Origin of the sequence: Streptomyces sp. NPDC059897, assembly GCF_042730865.1 — a bacterium.
In the GTDB taxonomy this organism is placed as follows: domain Bacteria; phylum Actinomycetota; class Actinomycetes; order Streptomycetales; family Streptomycetaceae; genus Streptomyces.
On the sequence record NZ_JBHWKQ010000040.1, the window covers coordinates 34,553 to 51,930 of the forward strand.

The 17,378-nt window shown below is 71.8% G+C and carries 20 protein-coding genes and 1 pseudogene; 4 read left to right on the top strand and 17 right to left on the bottom strand.

Going from position 1 to position 17,378, the window contains the following annotated elements; genetic code table 11:
- Positions 1-120: 120 nt before the first annotated feature.
- On the bottom strand, positions 121-762 hold the full coding sequence (locus tag ACFV9W_RS31525; protein ID WP_385767774.1) for a hypothetical protein: 642 nt from the start codon (positions 760-762) through the stop codon (positions 121-123).
- Positions 763-986: 224 nt separating this feature from the next.
- Here ACFV9W_RS31525 and ACFV9W_RS31530 point away from each other — a divergent pair, with 224 nt between their 5' ends.
- Positions 987-1,556, top strand: coding sequence for a GNAT family N-acetyltransferase (locus ACFV9W_RS31530; RefSeq protein WP_385767776.1), 570 nt, complete (start codon positions 987-989; stop codon positions 1,554-1,556).
- Positions 1,557-1,577: 21 nt separating this feature from the next.
- Here ACFV9W_RS31530 and ACFV9W_RS31535 read toward each other — a convergent pair whose 3' ends face one another.
- The 11 genes and pseudogenes from ACFV9W_RS31535 to ACFV9W_RS31585 all read right to left on the bottom strand — a co-directional run bounded on the left by ACFV9W_RS31535 (position 1,578) and on the right by ACFV9W_RS31585 (position 7,676).
- Positions 1,578-1,973, bottom strand: a complete 396-nt coding sequence (locus ACFV9W_RS31535; protein ID WP_385767779.1) for a VOC family protein — start codon at positions 1,971-1,973, stop codon at positions 1,578-1,580.
- Entirely contained in the window at positions 1,967-2,608 is a 642-nt protein-coding gene (locus ACFV9W_RS31540; protein WP_385767782.1) for a diguanylate cyclase, read from the bottom strand. Before ACFV9W_RS31540 ends, ACFV9W_RS31535 begins: the two co-directional genes overlap by 7 nt.
- A gap of 13 nt (positions 2,609-2,621) precedes the next feature.
- The gene (nrfD, locus tag ACFV9W_RS31545) at positions 2,622-3,620 is read right to left on the bottom strand and encodes an NrfD/PsrC family molybdoenzyme membrane anchor subunit (RefSeq protein WP_385767784.1); all 999 of its coding nucleotides are present in this window, start codon (positions 3,618-3,620) and stop codon (positions 2,622-2,624) included.
- On the bottom strand, positions 3,617-4,537 hold the full coding sequence (locus tag ACFV9W_RS31550) for a 4Fe-4S dicluster domain-containing protein (RefSeq protein WP_385767787.1): 921 nt from the start codon (positions 4,535-4,537) through the stop codon (positions 3,617-3,619). The genes nrfD and ACFV9W_RS31550 overlap by 4 nt, the downstream gene beginning before the upstream one ends.
- Positions 4,534-4,917 (bottom strand): annotated as a pseudogene (locus ACFV9W_RS31555) (molybdopterin dinucleotide binding domain-containing protein); the annotation flags it as partial. The pseudogene ACFV9W_RS31555 and the gene ACFV9W_RS31550, both read right to left, overlap by 4 nt.
- Before the next feature lie 338 nt (positions 4,918-5,255).
- On the bottom strand, positions 5,256-5,603 hold the full coding sequence (locus tag ACFV9W_RS31560) for a sodium:proton antiporter (RefSeq protein WP_385767790.1): 348 nt from the start codon (positions 5,601-5,603) through the stop codon (positions 5,256-5,258).
- Positions 5,600-6,361: an MnhB domain-containing protein gene (locus ACFV9W_RS31565; RefSeq protein ID WP_385767793.1), complete on the bottom strand. Its 762-nt coding sequence runs from the start codon at positions 6,359-6,361 to the stop codon at positions 5,600-5,602. Before ACFV9W_RS31565 ends, ACFV9W_RS31560 begins: the two co-directional genes overlap by 4 nt.
- Positions 6,358-6,639, bottom strand: a complete 282-nt coding sequence (locus ACFV9W_RS31570; protein ID WP_385767795.1) for a DUF4040 domain-containing protein — start codon at positions 6,637-6,639, stop codon at positions 6,358-6,360. The genes ACFV9W_RS31565 and ACFV9W_RS31570 overlap by 4 nt, the downstream gene beginning before the upstream one ends.
- Before the next feature lie 46 nt (positions 6,640-6,685).
- Positions 6,686-7,147 carry a monovalent cation/H+ antiporter complex subunit F gene (locus ACFV9W_RS31575; RefSeq protein ID WP_385767798.1) on the bottom strand — a complete coding sequence of 154 codons (462 nt, stop codon included), beginning with the start codon at positions 7,145-7,147 and terminating at the stop codon, positions 6,686-6,688.
- On the bottom strand, positions 7,144-7,317 hold the full coding sequence (locus ACFV9W_RS31580) for a hypothetical protein (RefSeq protein WP_385767801.1): 174 nt from the start codon (positions 7,315-7,317) through the stop codon (positions 7,144-7,146). The genes ACFV9W_RS31575 and ACFV9W_RS31580 overlap by 4 nt, the downstream gene beginning before the upstream one ends.
- Entirely contained in the window at positions 7,305-7,676 is a 372-nt protein-coding gene (locus ACFV9W_RS31585) for a VOC family protein (RefSeq protein WP_385767803.1), read from the bottom strand. Before ACFV9W_RS31585 ends, ACFV9W_RS31580 begins: the two co-directional genes overlap by 13 nt.
- A gap of 286 nt (positions 7,677-7,962) precedes the next feature.
- Between ACFV9W_RS31585 and ACFV9W_RS31590 the strand changes: the two genes are divergently transcribed.
- Both ACFV9W_RS31590 and ACFV9W_RS31595 read left to right on the top strand, forming a co-directional pair.
- On the top strand, positions 7,963-9,246 hold the full coding sequence (locus ACFV9W_RS31590) for an acetyl-CoA carboxylase biotin carboxylase subunit family protein (RefSeq protein ID WP_385767864.1): 1,284 nt from the start codon (positions 7,963-7,965) through the stop codon (positions 9,244-9,246).
- Between the two features lie 50 nt (positions 9,247-9,296).
- Positions 9,297-11,327, top strand: coding sequence for a CocE/NonD family hydrolase (locus tag ACFV9W_RS31595; RefSeq protein WP_385767805.1), 2,031 nt, complete (start codon positions 9,297-9,299; stop codon positions 11,325-11,327).
- A gap of 23 nt (positions 11,328-11,350) precedes the next feature.
- Here the strand turns inward: ACFV9W_RS31595 and ACFV9W_RS31600 are convergent, their stop codons facing one another.
- From ACFV9W_RS31600 to ACFV9W_RS31615, 4 genes are read right to left on the bottom strand one after another with little or no spacing between them, the layout of a single operon-like run.
- Positions 11,351-12,016, bottom strand: a complete 666-nt coding sequence (locus tag ACFV9W_RS31600) for an HAD family hydrolase (RefSeq protein WP_385767807.1) — start codon at positions 12,014-12,016, stop codon at positions 11,351-11,353.
- A complete protein-coding gene (locus tag ACFV9W_RS31605; protein ID WP_385767810.1) occupies positions 12,013-13,107 on the bottom strand; it encodes an iron-containing redox enzyme family protein in 1,095 nt (364 codons plus the stop codon). The genes ACFV9W_RS31600 and ACFV9W_RS31605 overlap by 4 nt, the downstream gene beginning before the upstream one ends.
- Positions 13,104-13,316, bottom strand: a complete 213-nt coding sequence (locus tag ACFV9W_RS31610; RefSeq protein WP_385767813.1) for a CDGSH iron-sulfur domain-containing protein — start codon at positions 13,314-13,316, stop codon at positions 13,104-13,106. The genes ACFV9W_RS31605 and ACFV9W_RS31610 overlap by 4 nt, the downstream gene beginning before the upstream one ends.
- A complete protein-coding gene (locus tag ACFV9W_RS31615; protein ID WP_385767816.1) occupies positions 13,300-13,995 on the bottom strand; it encodes a HemK2/MTQ2 family protein methyltransferase in 696 nt (231 codons plus the stop codon). The genes ACFV9W_RS31610 and ACFV9W_RS31615 overlap by 17 nt, the downstream gene beginning before the upstream one ends.
- A gap of 303 nt (positions 13,996-14,298) precedes the next feature.
- On the opposite strand from ACFV9W_RS31615, the gene ACFV9W_RS31620 reads away from it, so the two are divergent.
- Positions 14,299-15,960: an alpha-L-fucosidase gene (locus tag ACFV9W_RS31620; protein WP_385767819.1), complete on the top strand. Its 1,662-nt coding sequence runs from the start codon at positions 14,299-14,301 to the stop codon at positions 15,958-15,960.
- A 46-nt stretch (positions 15,961-16,006) separates the two neighbouring features.
- On the opposite strand, the gene ACFV9W_RS31625 is transcribed toward ACFV9W_RS31620, so the two are convergent.
- Positions 16,007-17,134 carry an alpha/beta hydrolase gene (locus ACFV9W_RS31625; protein ID WP_385767821.1) on the bottom strand — a complete coding sequence of 376 codons (1,128 nt, stop codon included), beginning with the start codon at positions 17,132-17,134 and terminating at the stop codon, positions 16,007-16,009.
- Positions 17,135-17,378 lie beyond the last annotated feature (244 nt).

Consider the following 17,378-nt stretch of genomic DNA (forward strand, 5'->3'; position numbering starts at 1 on the left):
CCCGAGGCTCACTGCGCTTCGCCGAGCGGCAACCGCGAGACACCAATGAGCCTCTGGACCGCGCCGCGCGCCCAACGGGCCGCTCTGCGCGGCGCGTTGGGCGCGGGGTGTCGGGGTGGATCAGGCGGCGGACCAGACGGCCGGCTTGTCGCTGTACGCGTCGCCCTCGTCGAACTCGGCGCCCGTGACGTCGCCGCTGCGCGACGCGGCGAGCGAGCAGGTCTCGAACGACCCGCCCTTGCCGAACTCGGCGGGCGCGGACTCCTTGTCGCACTTGCCGGGGATGTCGCCGATCAGCGAGACGCCGGTGCTCTGGCCGTTGGCGAGGAGGCCCCGCAGCTGCACGTATGCGCGGGAGAGGTCGGTGTCTCCCACGTTCTCCACCTTCATCTTGATGAAGTAGGGCGTCAGGCCCTTCGCCCGCGCGCCGAACTGCGACATGTCGGCCTCGGTGCCCTTGTCGATGGCCGTGACGGTGATGGCGAGGGTGCCCTTCTTCTTGGCGTACTCGAACGGCAGGACCGCCTTGTCGCCGACCTTGAGCTTGCTGCCCGGCGCGGTGACGTCGCCCGCGGGCTGGGCGTCGCCGCCCTCGCTCGTGTCGCCGTCGGCGCTGGGGCTCTGCGTGTCAGGCGCGGGCACCGACGCCGTCGGCGACTCCTTCTCCGTCGCTCCGTCCTCGGTGTCGCCGCCGCAGGCCGTGAGCCCGAGGCCGAGCGTGGTGACCAGAGCGGCCGTCAGTGCGATACGCGCCTTGCGCATGTGTAAGACCCTCGCTATTTGATGAACTGTCCGCCGAGACGGCGATGTCCGGCGCAGTTTGTCAGGCGAGTGTGGGTGTTTGGTGTGCAAAAGGTCGCGGAGGTGTCTCAGTGCGCCCTTCTCGGGGCCTTTGTGGACAGCTGTGCTAACTCCGCGGGGACGGCACCTGCGGCGGAGTCGATATTCGGTGTCCTGCCCGCCCCCTGCGGTCGCAAGATGAGCGCATGACTCTGCCCACACCCACGTTGCACACCGCTCGCCTCCGACTGCGCCCCTTCACCGGCGCCGACGCGGACCGCCTCTTCGCGCTGCACAGCAGTGCCCACGTGATGCGCTACTGGGACTCCCCGGCGTGGGACGAACCGGCCCGCGCCGAGCGATTCATCGCGAAGTGCCGGGAGTTGGCGGAGGAAGGCACCGGGGCGCGGGTGGCCATCGACCGTGTGTCGGACGGTTCCTTCGTCGGCTGGTGCGGTCTGAACGAATGGAACCCGGTGTACCGCAGCGCGTCGTTGGGCTACTGCCTCGACGCCGCGATGTGGGGGCACGGCTACGCGACGGAGGCCGCGCACGCCTTGCTGCGGTGGGCGTTCGACACGCTGGACCTGAATCGGGTCCAGGCCGAGGCCGACACACGCAACGCGGGCTCGGCGCGTGTGCTGGAGAAGGTCGGGTTCGTGCGTGAGGGGACGTTGCGGGAGGACTGCGTCGTGAACGGCGAGGTGTCGGACTCGTGGGTGTACGGGTTGATCAGGCGGGAGTGGCGGCCGGAACGGTTGAACCCTTCGTCCTGACCGGCAGGGCCTCGCGGCCCGTCAGGGCGAAAGGCCGCCCCCGCTGGGCGCATGGCTCAGGTCGACCACGCAGAGCAGGTTGTCGTCCGGGTCGGCGAGGACGGTGAAGTCGGGGGACGGTGGGTACAGGGGCCAGTCGACCCGTTGGGCTCCGAGTGACACCAGGCGTTCGACCTCCGCCTGTTGTTCCTCTCTGGTGTCCGTGAAGAGGTCCAGGTGGAGGCGGGGGCGGGGCTCGGCCGGGGAGTCGCTGCGCAGCAGGCCGAGCGCGCGGCCGGAGCCGTCGGCGTGGTTGAGGGTGCGCCACGTTTCGCTCTGCCATTCCTCGGTGGCGACGAGGTCCAACGCCTGGGTCCAGAAGGAGACGGCGCGGGGGATGTCCGTGACACCGAGGACGGTGATTCCGAGCCTCAACATGCGGCTGCACCTCGGGCTCGCAGGCAGCGGCGCATCTCCTCGGCGTACGGCAGGGCCACACCGGCGCCGATGACCGCGGCCAGGGCGGCGAGGTAACCGGCGGACAGCGGACGGTCCTTGGGGCGCAGCCGCCAGTCCTCGCGGCCGCGGCCGCCGCGCAGCGTCGCGTGCACCTCGTCGGAGTGCAGGCACGCGGTGAACGCCATCGCCGTCAGCGGGAGCACCTCCAGGAAGCTGTGGATGTGCTGCTCCACGGGGCGGATCTCCCGCTCGCCGGTGGCGAGGGTGACGTCCCACAGGGCGGTCGCCGAGTGGGCGAGCGCCGCGCCGCCCATGACGGTGAGGACCAACGGGTTGACGCGGGCGAGCAGTCCCATGGTGACGGGGATGTCGGCCTCGGTCATCATCAGGGCGTGCACCGCGGACTCCTTGGCGCCGCTGGTCTTTTCGATCCGGGTCCTGCGGTGCATCGCCCAGTCGGCGACCGCGGGCACCACCCACAGCGGGAGCACGCCGTAGAGCAGGAACCGGCGGTTGGCGTCCTCGGGGTCCGTGGTGCGCAGCGGTACCGGCTGGTCGCGGCCGCGCCGCCAGTGCCGCCACGAGCGGGCGCGGGTGGGGGTGCGCGGTGTCATGTGTTCCTCCGGTTCAGGCATCCTGGTGGGCCCGCTCCCGCTGCGGGACCACGGTGTACTTGGGGTCTTCGGCGGATGCGACGCCGGCGGCGAAGACACCGAAGCGGGTGCAGGCCGAGCCGCCCAGCAGCGCCAGTCCTGAGAGTGTGGCGGCGGACCGGTGGTGTCCCAGGAGCGCGCCGGTGGCGGCGCCGCAGGCCACCAGGGCGCGCGAGGCGCGCAGCAGGCGTCCCGCCCGACCGTCGCGCCAGGTCTCCGCGACGATGCCCAGGCGCTGTTCCGCCGCCCTCATGAGGTACGCGTCTGCGCCCGCGGCGAGGACGGCCGCGCGGCGCGCCGGTCCGTTCTCGCGCGTCGGCGCGGTCACCAGCGCCATCCCGGCGGCCGCGGCGGTGGCGGACGCCGTGAACAGGTACGGCAGTTCGCGGTGGACGCCGTGCCACGCCGGTACGGCGGTGTCGGCGGCCAGGACGCCGGTGTAGGCGGCGATCGCCGGGCCGAGCGCGGCCGCCGTGCAGGTCGCGGCGGTGCCGGCGCGGGGGAGCCGGCCGGTGACCGCGACACCCGCGGCCGGGCCGTAGGCGCTCAGCAGCCACGAACCGACGCTCATCGGGGACGTCGGCTTGATGACGCGCAGCATGTTGACGAACCGTCCGGGCCGCCCGAGGTCGTGCACCAGCGCCGCCGCCGACAGGGAGACCGCGGTGAGGGAGGACACCTTCAGCGCGGTGGCCATGCGTCCGCGGCCGGCCACATGTGCGCCTGCCGCGAGCACGGACCCGGCCCCGGCGAGCCCGCCGAGGAAGAAGTATCCGGCGATGTCGCGCGCCGCCCACGACGGGGCCTTGATGACCGGTTTGCCGTAGTAGGAGCTGAACTCGGCCTCGGGGACCATGAGTTGCTCACCACGGCGACCGCGTCGCGGGCCGCGACGGCCGTGACGGCCTCGGCGTCCGTGTCGGCCGCCGGATCCCTGGCGGTCGGAGCGGTCCGGGTCGTCGGTGTTGCTCATGCCCGCCTCCTTCCCGTGGCGGCGAACGAGAGGGCCGCGCCGCCGAGCAGTGTCAGGGCGGCGGCTCCGGCGTGCTTCCACATGGCCGGAAGGTCGCGGGTGGTGACGACCGGATCCGGCGGCGGCAGCCCGTACACCTCGGGCCGGTCCAGCAGCAGGAAGAACGCGCCGTCGCCGCCCGCGCCGTCGTCCGGGTCGTGGCCGTACAACTGGGCCTCGGGCACTCCCGCCTTGTGCAGCTCGTCGACGCGCAGCGCCGCCCGCTCCCGCAGTTCGTCGAGCGGTCCGAACTGGATGGACTCCGTCGGGCAGGCCTTGGCGCACGCGGGTTCCTGGCCCGCGCCGAGCCGGTCGTAGCACAGCGTGCACTTGAACACCCGCCCGTCGCTTGGGCGTTGCTCGATCACGCCGTACGGGCAGGCGGGCACGCAGTACCCGCAGCCGTTGCAGACGTCCTCCTGGACGACCACCGTGCCGAACTCGGTCCTGAAGAGCGCGCCGGTCGGGCACACGTCGAGACACGCGGCGTGCGTGCAGTGCTTGCAGACGTCCGAGGACATGAGCCAGCGCATCTCCGGCGCCCCGTCGGTCGACCCGGCGGGCGGCGCGGGCAGCGAGGTGGCCGCGGACTCCGCCTGCGCCAGCGGCAGTTCGGTCCGCCCCTCCGGCCGCGGCGGATCGGTCCCCGGCGGCTGAGACGGCTGCGATGTCTGCGGCTCCCCGCCCCTCGGCTGCTCGACGAACGCGACATGGCGCCACGTCGAGGCCCCGAGGGACTGTGTGTTGTCGTACGACATCCCGGTCAGCGTCAGGCCGTTCTCGGGGATGGCGTTCCACTCTTTGCAGGCCACTTCGCAGGCCTTGCAGCCGATGCACACGGATGTGTCGGTGAAGAAGCCGACCCGCTCCTCGCTCATGCGCGGTGCTCCGTTCCGGTGGTCTCGGTGATGCCCGCGCGGCGCCGGTACTCGGCGACGAGCCGGGGCAGATCGGCCCCGCGCGGGCGGCGGCCTGGGCGGATGTCGGCGGTGAGGGCTTTGTCCTCCTGGATGTGCGCGTTGGGGTCGAGGGCGATGGCGACGAGTTCGTTGGCGGCGTCGCCGGTGGCCGTCCCGTTCGGGCCCCAGTGGAAGGGCAGTCCGATCTGGTGCAGCGTGCGCCCCTGCACGGTCAGGGGCCTGATGCGGTCGGTGACCAGGACCCGCGCCTCGATGGCGTTGCGCGCGGTGACGACCGTCGCCCAGCCCCCGTGCTCCAGGCCGCGCTCGGCGGCCAGGCCGGGGGAGACCTCGCAGAACAAGGCCGCCGTGCCGTGCGGCACCTCGTCGAAGTACCGCCAGGAGTAGACGAGGACGGCGACGGTCAGCAGCGAGACGAGCGTGGCGAGCCCCGTGCCCGGCGCGTCGCCGCTCAGCACGATGCCCACGCTCCGGCCCTGCACCGGCTCCCAGCCGCCCACCCACTCCACGGCGCCCGGCGCCGCGTGCCCGAGCAGGACGGCCGCCAGCACGGCCGTCGCGACGGCCACGGCGGCGGCGATCGCGTCGGCCGCGACGCGCGGCAGCACCCGGCCCAGCGCGACGAGCAGCGCGCCGCCCAGCAGCGGCAGGACCACGACGAGGGGCAGCAGCCGGCTCATCCGCGCAGCTCGGACAGCTCGTCGGGGTCGGCGGTGCCGTGCCGCTTGGCCACCTGGATGACCAGGGCGAGCAGCAGCGCCGTCACCGTCGCGCCCACCACGACATCGGTCAGCGCCAGGGCCTGGACCACGGGATCGACCAGCGGGCGGGTGCCCGGCTCCAGGTCGGAGTGCACGGGAGCGGTGCCGCCCGCCCGGTATCCGACGGCGAGCAGCAGCACGTACGTCGCCGACTGACACACCGCCAGGCAGCCGACGGCGTGCACCAGATGCCGGCTGGTGGCCAGCCCGTAACAGCCCACCAGGAAGATCCAGCCGGACACGAGGTACGCGAGGACGCTCATGACTCGGCTCCCCGCTTCGCCCGGCCGCCGCGCGGCGCGTCCGTGATCTCGACGGCCTGATCCAGGAAGCGGCTCACCAGCACCACGACCGCACAGGCCACTTCGATGCCGACCGCGAAGTTCAGCAGGGGCACGATGCCTCCGGAGGCGAGCGTGTTGAAGGTGCCGTACGGGAGGGTGTTGGCGAGGAACGACCCGCCGCCGATCAGCCCGGCCACCCCGACGAGCAGATAGGCCGCCTCACCCACCGCATCCCCGATCGCGTACGGGGTGATGGGCCGGATCCGCTCCAGGGCCCGGTAGTCGGCGCCGATGTAGAGGAGGTGCACCGAGGTGGCCACGACGACGCCGCCCTGGAAGCCGCCGCCGGGGCTGAGCTGCCCGCTGGAGACGACGTACAGGCCGACCACCAGGGCGATCGGCAGCAGGACCAGGGCGTACCGCTCGACCCAGGGATCGACGCGCGCGGAACGGGGCGGGACGCGGTCCTCGTCGCGGGTCTGCCGGAGCAGGACGACGGTGCCGAGCACCGCGGTGAGCAGGATCGACTCCTCCCCGAGGGTGTCGAAGGCCCGCTGGTCGAAGTTGACCGAGGCGACGGCGTTCGCGGTGTGCCGGGCGAGCGCGGCCCCGGTGGCCCGCTCCCCGTAGGGATGCCAGGTCCCGAACTCGGGGAGCGCCAGGAACGCGGCCGTGAGCAGGGCGGCGAGCCCCAGGGCGCCGACGCCGAGCACCCACAGCCGGAACCGGACACTCATCGGCCCGCCCCCTTCTCCTTCTCCTCCGGCGCCGCCCGCTTGCGGCGCCGGACCTTGCGCACCGACAGCAGGATGAGCAACGGGGTGAGGACCGAGCCCACGGCGAGCTGGGACAGCGCCACGTCGGGCGCCTGGAGGACGGTGAACAGCGCGGCGAGTGTCAGGCCGAGGACGGCGAGGACCAGGGCCTGCCGGGCCGGGTCGCGCACCACGACCGCCGCGGTGGTCGCCGCGGCGACCAGCAGCAGCGACACGGCGATCAGCACCTCGTCGTTCAACGACGCCTCACTCCCGGCTGGTCGCTCTTCACTTCGGAACCTCGCCTCATTCGTCCGCGTCCGCCTCGTCCACAACTCCCACCGACAGGCTGCGGGAGGCGATCACGTTCCCGGCGGCGACCAGCACTCCGATGACGGCCGTCTTGACGGTCGACCGGCCCGGCGTCGCGGCCACGCACACGGCGACGGTCACGGCGGCGCTCGCCGCCACACACGCGTACGTGACCACCGTCGAACCGCGCGGCGCTCCCGGCCCCAGGTCGTCGGCCAGCAGACGCACGCACACCAGCGTTCCCGCGGGCCCGAGCAGCGCCAGGACCAGCGCGAGGTCGACGTAGGAGGGACGGGCGTACCCCTGCGCCATGAGCAGCAGGGCCAGCGCGACCACGGTGCCGCCCGCGTTCTGTGCGAGGATCCGCCGGTCCGTCGAACCGGAGACCACACCCCACAGCACCAGCGGCCCCCCGATGCCGAGGAACGCGGCGGCGCACCCGAGCCACCCGTTCACCGGGAGCCCGCCGCGCGCCGCGCCGCGGTCGCGGCCCAGGCGCCGGCCGCCGCGCAGCACACCCCGACGACCGACGTCAGCAGGTCGACCGAGGTGACGAGCACCAGCCACAGGGCGGTGAGGCCGAGCCACCAGGCGGCGAACTCCGCGCCGCGGATCAGGCGCGACACAGGCAGAACGGGTGCCCGGCCGGGTCCGCGTACACCCGGAAACCGCGCCGGCCGTCCTCGTCGTCGAGGTCCAGCGGCATCGCGCCGAGCGCCAGCGCCTCGGACTCCGCCGCGGCCATGTCCGTGACGTCGAAGTCCAGGTGCAGCTGCTGCGAGTTGTCCTCGGCGTGCGGCCAGCGGGGCGGGCGGTGGCCGGGAGCCCGCTGGAAGGCGATGCGGTGGCCGCCGGGGACGTACAGGTCGTACCAGTCGTCGTTGTCGTGCTTGATCTCGCCGCCGAGCAGCGCGGCGTAGAAGCCGGCGAGCGCGGCGGGATCGGGGCAGTCGACGGCGACGAGGCTGTACTCGGCAACGGCCATGACGTTCTCCTGCTCTCACGGGTCCGTGTGGTCGGTGGGACGTCCCGCGGACGGGTACCTCACAGGCGTGCGTGCATGCCACGCTCGGGCGCGGGGCGCTTGGGACACCACGGCCCAAATAGACCATTTTCCGCCGCCCGATGCTCGTATCGACATGACTTGCCCCGTGCGGGCGAGGGACACGCCCGCCATGCATAGGCACAACTCCTCAGGGGCACCCGGTGCCGGGTCGTGAATCCCCCGCCCCGAAGGAGTACTTGTGAGCGAGGACATCTTCGTCATCGGCATGGACGAGGCGAACCTGCCGACACTGCGCGCGGCCGGCGCCGGCCGCGCATGCCGGTTCCACGGTCTCCTGACCGTCGAAGAACTGCAGGGCGGAGAAGTCTCGGTGCCCGATCTGCTCGACCGCGCCCGCCGCGTGCTCGACGCCTTCGACGGCACGATCGACGCGATCACCGGCTACTGGGACTTCCCGGTCTCCACCATGGTGCCGATCCTCGCCCGCGAGTACGGCACCCGCGCCACCGATCTCGCCTCGGTCGTCAAATGCGAGCACAAGTACTGGAGCCGCCTGGAGCAGCGCTCGGCGGCCCCGGAGGCGGTGCCCGCGTTCGGCCGCGTGGATCTCGACGCGGCCGAGCCCGAACTCCCCGACGGGCTCACCTACCCGGTGTGGCTCAAGCCCGCCCTCTCGTACTCCTCCGAACTGGCCTTCGGCGTCAAGGACCGGGAGAGCTTCCGCGCCGCCGTGCAGGAGATCCGCGAGGGCATCGGCCGCATCGGCCGCCCCTTCGAGTCCGTCATGGAACAGGTGGAACTGTCGCCCGAGATGGCCGACGTCGGAAGCCTCGTCTGCCTCGCCGAGGAGCGCCTCACCGGGATCCAGGTGGCGGTGGAGGGCTACGTGCACCAGGGCGAGGTGACCGTCTACGGCGTCCTCGACTCCATCAACTACCCGGGCAGCCCCTCGTTCCTGCGCCACCAGTACCCGTCCATGCTCCCGCAGCCGGTGATCGGCCGCCTGCACGATGTCTCCGCGAAGGTGATGCGCCGCATCGGCATGGAGGGGGCGACCTTCTCCATCGAGTTCTTCTACGACCCGGGCACGCAGGACGTCCGCATCCTGGAGATCAACCCGCGCCACTCCCAGTCGCACGCCGAGCTGTTCCACTTCGTCGACGGTGTGCCCAACCACCACTGCATGCTCGCCCTGGCCCGCGGCGAGGACCCGCGGATGCCGCACGGCGAGGGCCGCTACGCGATGGCCGCCAAGTGGTACCACCGCTGGTTCGCCGACGGCGTGGTGAGCGACGTGCCCAGCCGCGAGCAACTGGACCGGATCGAAAGTGAACTGCCGGGCGTCCGTATCGACGTGGCGCCCAGCCAGTGCCAGCGCCTCTCCGATCTGCCGCAACAGGACAGCTACAGCTACGAGTTGGCGCACATCTTCACCGCGGGCGACAGCGAGGACGAACTGCGCGAGAAGTACGACCGCTGCGTGGCCGCCCTGGACCTCTCGTTCGAGGACACCACGCCTGCCCCCGACCGACAGCCCGACCCGGCCTGAGCGACCGCACACCCTGCCCCCCACGCGAGGAAGGAGGCCCGACCTCCTCTATGCGCACCGTGACCGACCTCCCGCACAAGATCCGCGAGGAAGCCCACGTCCGCATTCCGATGTCCGACGGCGTGCACCTCTCCGCCCACATCTGGCGCCCCGCCTCCAGCGACGGGGACCCGGTACCGGCGGTCCTTGAGTACATCCCCTACCGCAAGCGCGACCTGTCCTCCGTACGCGACTCCGTCCACCACCCCTACCTCGCCGGACACGGATACGCGTGCGTCCGCGTCGATCTGCGCGGCACCGGCGACTCCGAAGGCGTCCTGACCGACGAATACCTGGAACGCGAACAGCGGGACGCCGAAGAGGTCCTCGCCTGGATCGCACGGCAACCCTGGTGCGACGGCGGCACGGGCATGATGGGCATCTCCTGGGGAGCGTTCGCCGCACTCCAGGTCGCCGCGCGCCGACCGCCGTCCCTCAAGGCGATCGCCATCGCCTCCTTCACCGACGACCGCTACGCCGACGACATGCACTACATGGGCGGGGCACTGCTCTCCGACAGCCTCGCCGAAGCGGGCACCATGTTCGCCTACGCCACCTGCCCACCCGACCCCGAGGTGGTCGGCGACCGGTGGCGCGACATGTGGCGCGAACGCCTGGAGAGCGCGCAGCCCTGGGTCCTCGAATGGCTGCGGCACCAGCGCCGCGACGACTACTGGCGGCACGCCTCGGTCTGCGAGGACTACGCGGCCGTCCAGTGCCCCGTACTGGCCTCCAGCGGCTGGGCCGACGGCTACTCGAACGCCGTCACCCGCCTGCTCGCCCACCTCGACGTGCCCCGCAAGGGACTGATCGGACCGTGGTCGCACAAGTTCCCCCACCTCGGTGAACCGGGCCCCGCCATCGGCTACTTGCAGGAACTCGTGCGCTGGTGGGACCACTGGCTCAAGGGCGCGGACAACGGGGTGATGGACGGCCCCATGCTGCACACCTGGATGCAGGAGAGCGTGCCCCCCTCCACCTCCTACGCCGAGCGGCCGGGACGCTGGATCGCCGAGCCGTCGTGGCCCTCGCCCCACGTACAGGAACGCGTCCACCCGCTCACCCGGCACCGCATCGGCGCACCGGAGCCCGACGACGGCGCCCCGCGCGGCGTGCTGACCATCCAATCACCCCTGTCCGTGGGCCAGTTCGGCGGGAAGTGGGCCTCCTACAACGCCCCGCCCGACCTGCCCTACGACCAGCGCGAGGAGGACGGCGGCTCCCTCGTCTTCGAGACGGAGCCGCTGCCCGAGACGGTGGAGATCCTCGGCTCGCCCCGGGTGGACCTGGACGTGTCGGCCGACGAACCGGTCACCATGCTCGCGGCCCGCCTCTCCGACGTGGCACCCGACGGACGCGCGACACGCGTCACGTACGGACTGCTCAACCTGACCCGGCGCAACGGCGGCGACGACCCCGAGGCACTGGAGCCCGGCCGCCCCTACCGCGCCAGTGTGCACCTCAACAGCGTCGCCCAGGCGTTCCCCGCCGGGCACCGCATCCGCCTGTCCCTGTCCACCTCGTACTGGCCGCTGGCCTGGCCACCGCCCCGGCCGGCGCTGGTCGGCGTTCACGAGGGCAGCAGCAGCCTGTCCCTGCCGGTGCGTCCGCCCCGGCCCCTGGGCGACACGCACTCCGAACCGTTCGGCCATCCGGAGGGGACCCCGGCGCTCTCCACCACTCAGCTCACACCGCCGGAGCAGCGATGGGAGGTGCGACGCGAACTCGTCACGTACGGGTGGGCCCTGGAGGTCGTCAAGGACACCGGGACGATCCGCTTCGACGACATCGACCTGGACGTGGGACGCCGTGCGGTCGAGCGCTACGGCGCCGTGGCCGACGACTTCACATCGGCGACCGGCGAGTCCACCTGGACGATGCGTTTTTGCCGCGGCGACTGGGACACGGAGATCGTCACCAGCACGGAACTCACCTGCGACGAGGAGGAGTTCCACCTGTCGGCGACGCTCGACGCCTTCGAGGGGCGGCGACGTGTCTTCTCCCGGACGTGGAACGAGTCCGTGCCGCGCGACCACCTCTGAGCGGGCGGCGATCCTCCCGGGGCTCAGCCGCGTCCGAGCGCGCTGCTGTCGAGGTTCCGCAGCAGGTCGGCCGTGTCGGCGTACACCTCCGCGGCGCCCGCGTCCTCCAGTTCGGCGCGGCACACTCCGCCGCTCAGTACGGCGATGGGGACGACACCCGCGCGGCGCCCCGCCCGCATGTCCCAGACCGAGTCCCCGACGAAGACGCTGCCCTCGGCCGGGGCACCCACCAACTCCAGGGCGTGGTGCACCGGGTCGGGCGCGGGCTTGCCGGCGTCCACGTCGTCGGCGCTCGCGGTGGCGGTGATCGCCTCGTCAGCGTCGATCGCCGCCCTGAGGGCCTTGAGTTCGGGCCCGCTCGCCGAGGTGGCGAGGACGACGGGCCGGCCGTCCGCGTGCAGGCGCCGCAGCAGATCGCGGGCCCCGTCGAAGGGGGCGAGGTGCTCGTGCCAGGTGCCGTACAGGGCCTTGTGTGCCGCGCTGATCGCGGAGTCCTCGTCCCGGTCCCGGTCCGCGCCCAGCAGATGCTCCAACAGGTCGGACGAGCCGAGCCCGATGGCGCCGTGCACGGCGGTCATGGAGACGCGGTGACCCGCCTGGCGCAGCGCCTCCCACCAGCACACGGTGTGCACGTGATTGGTGTCCACGAGGGTGCCGTCCACGTCGAAGACGGCGGCATGCGTACTCACGGTGTACCTCCTTGCGGCGGTGTGTCGTCCGGGTCCGGCGGCAGGGGGCGCAGCAGTGCGCTCTCGCCCCGGCGCCAGCGCGCCAACAGGTGTTCACCGAGGCGTTCTTCGAGGAATCCGGTGCCGCTCACGCCGAAGGCGACGTCACCGTCGAGGGAGGGGTCGACGGCGAGCAGGCCGTCGACGACCTCGTGGCGGACCACCTGTTCGTGTACCGCGTCGGCTTCCACGTGCTCGTCGTAGAACCGCTGGGCCGCCGGTCCGGCGCCCAGCCGCCGCAGGGCGTTGGCCAGTCGCCGCGAGCCGGGCGACGACGTGATCTCGACCGTCGCGAAGTGGCCCACCAGGGCGCCGCGCAGGCTGCGGTGCAGGCCGAACAGCGACATGAGGTTGACCGTCGCGAGGGCGGCCGCGGGGGCGGCGTCGAGATAGTGCCCATAAGCGGTCTCCAGGCCAAGGTCCTTCATCAGGGCGGCGAACAGACCGGCATGAATGTCCTCGGCCCGGCCGGCCCCGAACTCGTCGTACTCGATGGCCACCATCGCGGCCTTCGCCCGTCCGGTCAGGCGCGGGATGACCCAGGCGTGCGGGTCGGCCTCCTTGAGGTGGTACAGGGAGCGCAGGGCGGCATACTCCCGGAACTGCCGTGTGTCGCCGTCGCGTTCGAGGTGGTGGCTCACGCTGGAGTCCTGGTGGCCGACGGGTTCGATCTGCAGGTCGGCCAGCGCCTGGGCGGCGTCGGTGTGTGGCGCCGCGTCGGTGCGCAGCGCGGTGAGGAACCGTTGCTCGAGCAGGCGCCGCAGAGCGAGCAGGCCCGGGTCCCACTCCAGTTCCGGATCAACCCCGTGAAACCCCCGGTAGTGGAGCTCGTAGAGCACGTACAGGGCGAGCTGGAGATCTTCGCCGTACGGCTCGACGGTGGTGATCGCGTCTTGCTGCGGCACCAGGGCGTCAGGAGGGGTGCCGTCGCGCAGCGCGGCGATCACCTGGCTGGACAAGTCGCCTCGGGGGGAGGGGATTTCGGGCTGCCGGGTGTGCGACTCCGACTCCGGAGGACGTGACGAGGGTTCCAGGCGCGGCGTAGGTGTCATGTCTCCTCTCCCTTGGAGGCTTTGCGGCGGTGGCTCGTGTCGCACCAGGGGAAGGTGCGGCTGCGTCGGCAGGTGCAGATCGCGACCTGAAAACGGTCGGACTCGTGCACCGCGCCGTCGCCGTCGGTCACCTCGACGGGTCCCTCCACGAGGAGGGGCCCCTCGCGGTCGATCCTGATGCGACGCGGAGGCTCAGACGAGTTCGGCACGGATGACCACCAACTCTTCCTTCGTTGCTTCTCTGTCGAGCAGACCTTGGGCGCAGAGCCAGCTGTGATGTGCCCGCACCACCGGGCCGAAGGGCACGAAGGCCCGGTCGACCACCGCCGCCTTCATGCCGAGTCCGGCAAGGTGCTCCAGGGTTTCGTCCTCGCCGCACAGCGTGGAGTGGACCATCAGCAGGGTGCCGCCGGGGCGCAGGGCCCGTGCCGCGGCGACGCAGACACGGTCGACGACCCTGCGGCCGCGGAGCCCGCCGTCCCACGCCCGCGCGGCACCACGCGGCGGCAGCGTCCCGGGGGAGGGCACATAGGGCGGATTGCTCAGGGCCAGATCGTAGGCGCCGAGGTCCGGTACCGCTCCGAGGTCGCCGTGGCGGACGGTGACGGTGGCGCGGTCGAGCAGGGCGTTCAGGCGGGTGGTCCACACCGCCCGCCACGAGATGTCGACCGCGGTCACCCGCGCTCCGTGCCGCGCGGCGGCGAGGGCCAGCGCGCCCGATCCGGTGCCCAGGTCGAGCACGGCGGTGTACGGGGCGACGGCTTCGTGGCCGAGGGCCCGCAGCAGCAGCCCGGTGTCCTCGCAGGGCTTGTACACGCCCCGCGGTGCCAGCAGACGGCGTCGGCGGGGCAGCGGTGCCGTGTCTCCCGCCGTGGGATGTGTCGTCATGCGGTGCTCACCACACTGGGGATCACGGAGATCAGAGCCGGGCCTTCCTCTCACCTTGCGACGTCACGCCACGATCGGCCACTCGGAGCGCGTCGTGACGCAGCGTGAACGGGAGGCGCGGAAACGCGCCGATGAGTAGGAGTGCCCAGGGCGTCGAGGCTGAATCGCGGCGGGGCTCAGGCCCGTCGCGGAGCGCATGGGATCACTGCCGTCACAGCTCTTACCGAAAACTTGTTACTGCGTCATGATCCACAGAAGCGCAGCGAAGAGAAATCCGAGCGAATGTGCCTGTAGGAGTGATTGATGCCGTCTCGTCGTCAGATCCTCGGTGCCCTGGGCGCCGTCCCCGCGATCGCCGCCCTCGGCGGCACCGGCGCGTACGCGGCCGCTGCCGCGCCGGTGGGGGAGTCGGCCGGGAGCAGGGCCCGGGTCCGTACCGCGTCGATCATCCCGGTCGGCGGGGACGACACCCCGGAGCAGATCGTCGCCAAGGCGGCGAACGTCGTGCCCAGGAAAGGGCAGTTGGCGTGGCAGCGGCGGGAGATCACGGCGTTCACGCACTTCGGGATGAACACGTTCACCGACCGCGAGTGGGGGTCGGGCGCCGAGGACCCGGCGACGTTCGCGCCGACCGCTGTCGACGCCGACCAGTGGATCCGCACGTACAAGGCCATGGGCGCCGAGCTCGCGATGATCACCGCCAAGCATCACGACGGGTTCACGCTGTTCCCCAGCCGGTACACACCGCATTCGATCCTCAAGAGCCCCGGGCAGCCGAACATCGTCCGCACGTACGTGGACGCGGCCCGCGCTCAAGGGATGCGCGTCGGGATCTACCTCTCGCCCTCAGACGGCGGCGAGCTGCCGCACGCATGGCACGCCACGTGGATCGAGTCGCTGCGGAAGAAGCAGGCCGAGGGCGGGAAGCTGACCTCGGTGGAGCAGACCGCGGTCGACGACGGTGACCGCGCGCCCGGCGGCCTCGGACGGTTCGGCAACGGCAGCGCCGTCAAGAAGCACACCATTCCCACCCTCGTGGAGGGCGACGACCGGGCCGACGCGGTGCGGTCGGGCGAGCTTCCCACGTTCACCGTGCACGTCAACGACTACGACGCCTACTACCTGAACCTGGTCTACGAACTGTTCACCGAATACGGGCCGTTGGACGAGTTCTGGCTCGACGGCGCCAACCCGTGGGCCGACGCCGGGATCACCCAGGAGTACCGCTTCGAGGAGTGGTTCCGCGTCATCGACGCGCTGTCGCCGGACACCGTCGTCTTCGGCGGCCCGGCGGGCGTGCGCTGGGTCGGCAACGAGAGCGGGGTCGCCCGCGAGACCGAGTGGAGTGTCATTCCGACGACCGCCGACCCGCGGACGTTCCACGGTGAGTGGCTGCTGCCGCACGGCGCGACCGTCGACGACATCGGCTCCCGGGCCCGGCTCACCGAGTCCGGCGTGACCCACCTGTCCTGGTTCCCCGCGGAGGCCGACGTCTCCAACCGGCCGGGCTGGTTCCACCACCCGGACCAGAAGCCGAAGACGGCGGCGCAGCTCTTCGACCTGTACGAGAAGAGCGTCGGACGCAACGCGACGCTGCTGCTCAACGTGCCGCCCTCGAAGGCCGGGACGATCGACGCAGCGGATGTCGCCGAGCTGACGGCGTTCGGTCAACGGGTCCGGAAGGTGTACGGCGCGCCGGTCGCCCCGAACGCCGACGGGACGACCACCTTCGACCGGGTCGCGGTCCGCGAGGACATCGAGCACGGGCAACGGGTGGAGAAGTTCGCCGTCGAGGCGGAGATCGGCGGGGCCTGGAAGCAGATCGCCACCGGTACCACCATCGGCTATCAGCGAATCCTGCCGCTGGACACCCCCGTCACCGCGAGCCGCGTACGCATCAAGGTCCTCGCGTCCCGCGCGGAGCCCCGCCTGGGCCGGACGACGCTCCACCGGACGGCCGGCTGACCCACGCGGGCCTACCCCTGAAGCAGCCCCCGCCCGAACTCCCCGGCTACGCGAGTTCCTTGGTGAAGAACGCGTCGAGCTTGTCGAACGGGATGAGGTCCTTGCGGTCGTACAGGTCGACGTGGTCCGCGCCAGGTACGACCGCGAGGTCGATGCTGTCGGGGGCCTTCTTCTGGACGTCCTGGGAGTAATAGAGGGAGTGTGCTTCGGCGCCGGCCACCAGGAGGGCCTTGCGAGGCGCCAGCATGTCGATGTTCGTCAGCTGCTCGAAGGCGAAGAACGACATGGGTGTGGTCGCCGTCCACGCGGTGGTCGAGTTGATCGAGCGCGGGTGGTAGCCGCGTTCGGTGCGGTAGTAGTCGAAGAAGATCTTCGTGATCGGGTCGGCGTCGGCGGGGAGGGTCTTGGGCAGGACGCGGTTCGAGGGGGCGACTTCGCCGTTCTCGTCGAAGGGGACCTCGTGGGACCCCCGGGCGAAGGTGCCCTTCTCGGCGTCGGTCCAGCGCTGCCGGCTGAGGTGGTCGACGACCTTCTGGCGCTGCTCACGTGTGTAGGAGTCCTCGTGGCCGCGGGACATGCTGCGCGACATGTCGTACATCGAGGCCGTGGCGACCGCCTTGATGCGGCTGTCCGCGGCCGCGGCGGTGAGCGCCATGCCGCTCAGGCCGCAGACGGCCTGCACGCCGATCCGTTCGCGGTCGACGGTCCGTTGCAGGCCGAGGAAGTCGACGGCGGCGCTGAAGTCCTCGGTGAAGACGTCGGGCGAGGCCACGTCGCGCACCGTGCCGCCGCTCTCCCCGGTGAAGGACGGGTCGAAGGCGAGGGCCGCGTAGCCGCGGCGGGCGAACTCGTTGGCGTAGAGCCCCGAGGACTGCTCCTTGACGGCGCCGAACGGGCCGCTGAGCGCCAGGGCGGGCAGCCTGCCCCTGGCGTTCTTCGGCACGTAGAGGTCCGCGGCGACCGTGATGCCGTACCGGTTCTTGAACCGTACCGGGGTGCGCTCGACGTTCCTGTCCAGCGCGAAGGTGTGGCCGCCCTTGGCCGCGGTGGTGCCCCGCCTCGTGGCGCCGGTGCTGCGGCCGGTCTCCTCGCCGAAGGCGGGCAGCGCCGTGAAGGACGCGGCGGCGGCAGCACCGCCACCGGCGATCAGGCCGAGCGCTTTGCGACGTTCCATGGAGTGACCTCATATCCGATCGGTGAGGGACGGGAGAAGGGAGGCGCTACGGCCGGTGGTGTCTCGGCCGGGGCGCGGTTCCAGGAGACCGTCTGCGCGGCAGTCGTGGCAGGTCGGGTTTGTGGGGGGTACCAGCTCACCCCCCCAACGCTCGAAGGGTTCGGAGGGCGGTGGGGGGGGGGGGGGGGGGGGGGGCCCCCCCCCCCCCCCCCCCCCGCCCCGCCGCCCCCGGCCCCCCCCCCCC

What these genes read in the sequence shown, in the direction of transcription:
- ACFV9W_RS31530 (WP_385767776.1), top strand. Translation starts at nt 987, where the DNA reads ATGACTCTGCCCACACCCACGTTGCACACCGCTCGCCTCCGACTGCGC.
- ACFV9W_RS31560 (WP_385767790.1), bottom strand. Translation starts at nt 5,603, where the DNA reads ATGAGCGTCCTCGCGTACCTCGTGTCCGGCTGGATCTTCCTGGTGGGC.
- ACFV9W_RS31535 (WP_385767779.1), bottom strand. Translation starts at nt 1,973, where the DNA reads ATGTTGAGGCTCGGAATCACCGTCCTCGGTGTCACGGACATCCCCCGC.
- ACFV9W_RS31550 (WP_385767787.1), bottom strand. Translation starts at nt 4,537, where the DNA reads ATGAGCGAGGAGCGGGTCGGCTTCTTCACCGACACATCCGTGTGCATC.
- ACFV9W_RS31620 (WP_385767819.1), top strand. Translation starts at nt 14,299, where the DNA reads ATGCCGTCTCGTCGTCAGATCCTCGGTGCCCTGGGCGCCGTCCCCGCG.
- ACFV9W_RS31540 (WP_385767782.1), bottom strand. Translation starts at nt 2,608, where the DNA reads ATGACACCGCGCACCCCCACCCGCGCCCGCTCGTGGCGGCACTGGCGG.
- ACFV9W_RS31605 (WP_385767810.1), bottom strand. Translation starts at nt 13,107, where the DNA reads ATGACACCTACGCCGCGCCTGGAACCCTCGTCACGTCCTCCGGAGTCG.
- ACFV9W_RS31590 (WP_385767864.1), top strand. Translation starts at nt 7,963, where the DNA reads ATGGACGAGGCGAACCTGCCGACACTGCGCGCGGCCGGCGCCGGCCGC.
- ACFV9W_RS31615 (WP_385767816.1), bottom strand. Translation starts at nt 13,995, where the DNA reads ATGACGACACATCCCACGGCGGGAGACACGGCACCGCTGCCCCGCCGA.
- ACFV9W_RS31625 (WP_385767821.1), bottom strand. Translation starts at nt 17,134, where the DNA reads ATGGAACGTCGCAAAGCGCTCGGCCTGATCGCCGGTGGCGGTGCTGCC.
- ACFV9W_RS31525 (WP_385767774.1), bottom strand. Translation starts at nt 762, where the DNA reads ATGCGCAAGGCGCGTATCGCACTGACGGCCGCTCTGGTCACCACGCTC.
- nrfD (WP_385767784.1), bottom strand. Translation starts at nt 3,620, where the DNA reads ATGAGCAACACCGACGACCCGGACCGCTCCGACCGCCAGGGATCCGGC.
- ACFV9W_RS31595 (WP_385767805.1), top strand. Translation starts at nt 9,297, where the DNA reads ATGCGCACCGTGACCGACCTCCCGCACAAGATCCGCGAGGAAGCCCAC.
- ACFV9W_RS31565 (WP_385767793.1), bottom strand. Translation starts at nt 6,361, where the DNA reads ATGAGTGTCCGGTTCCGGCTGTGGGTGCTCGGCGTCGGCGCCCTGGGG.
- ACFV9W_RS31585 (WP_385767803.1), bottom strand. Translation starts at nt 7,676, where the DNA reads ATGGCCGTTGCCGAGTACAGCCTCGTCGCCGTCGACTGCCCCGATCCC.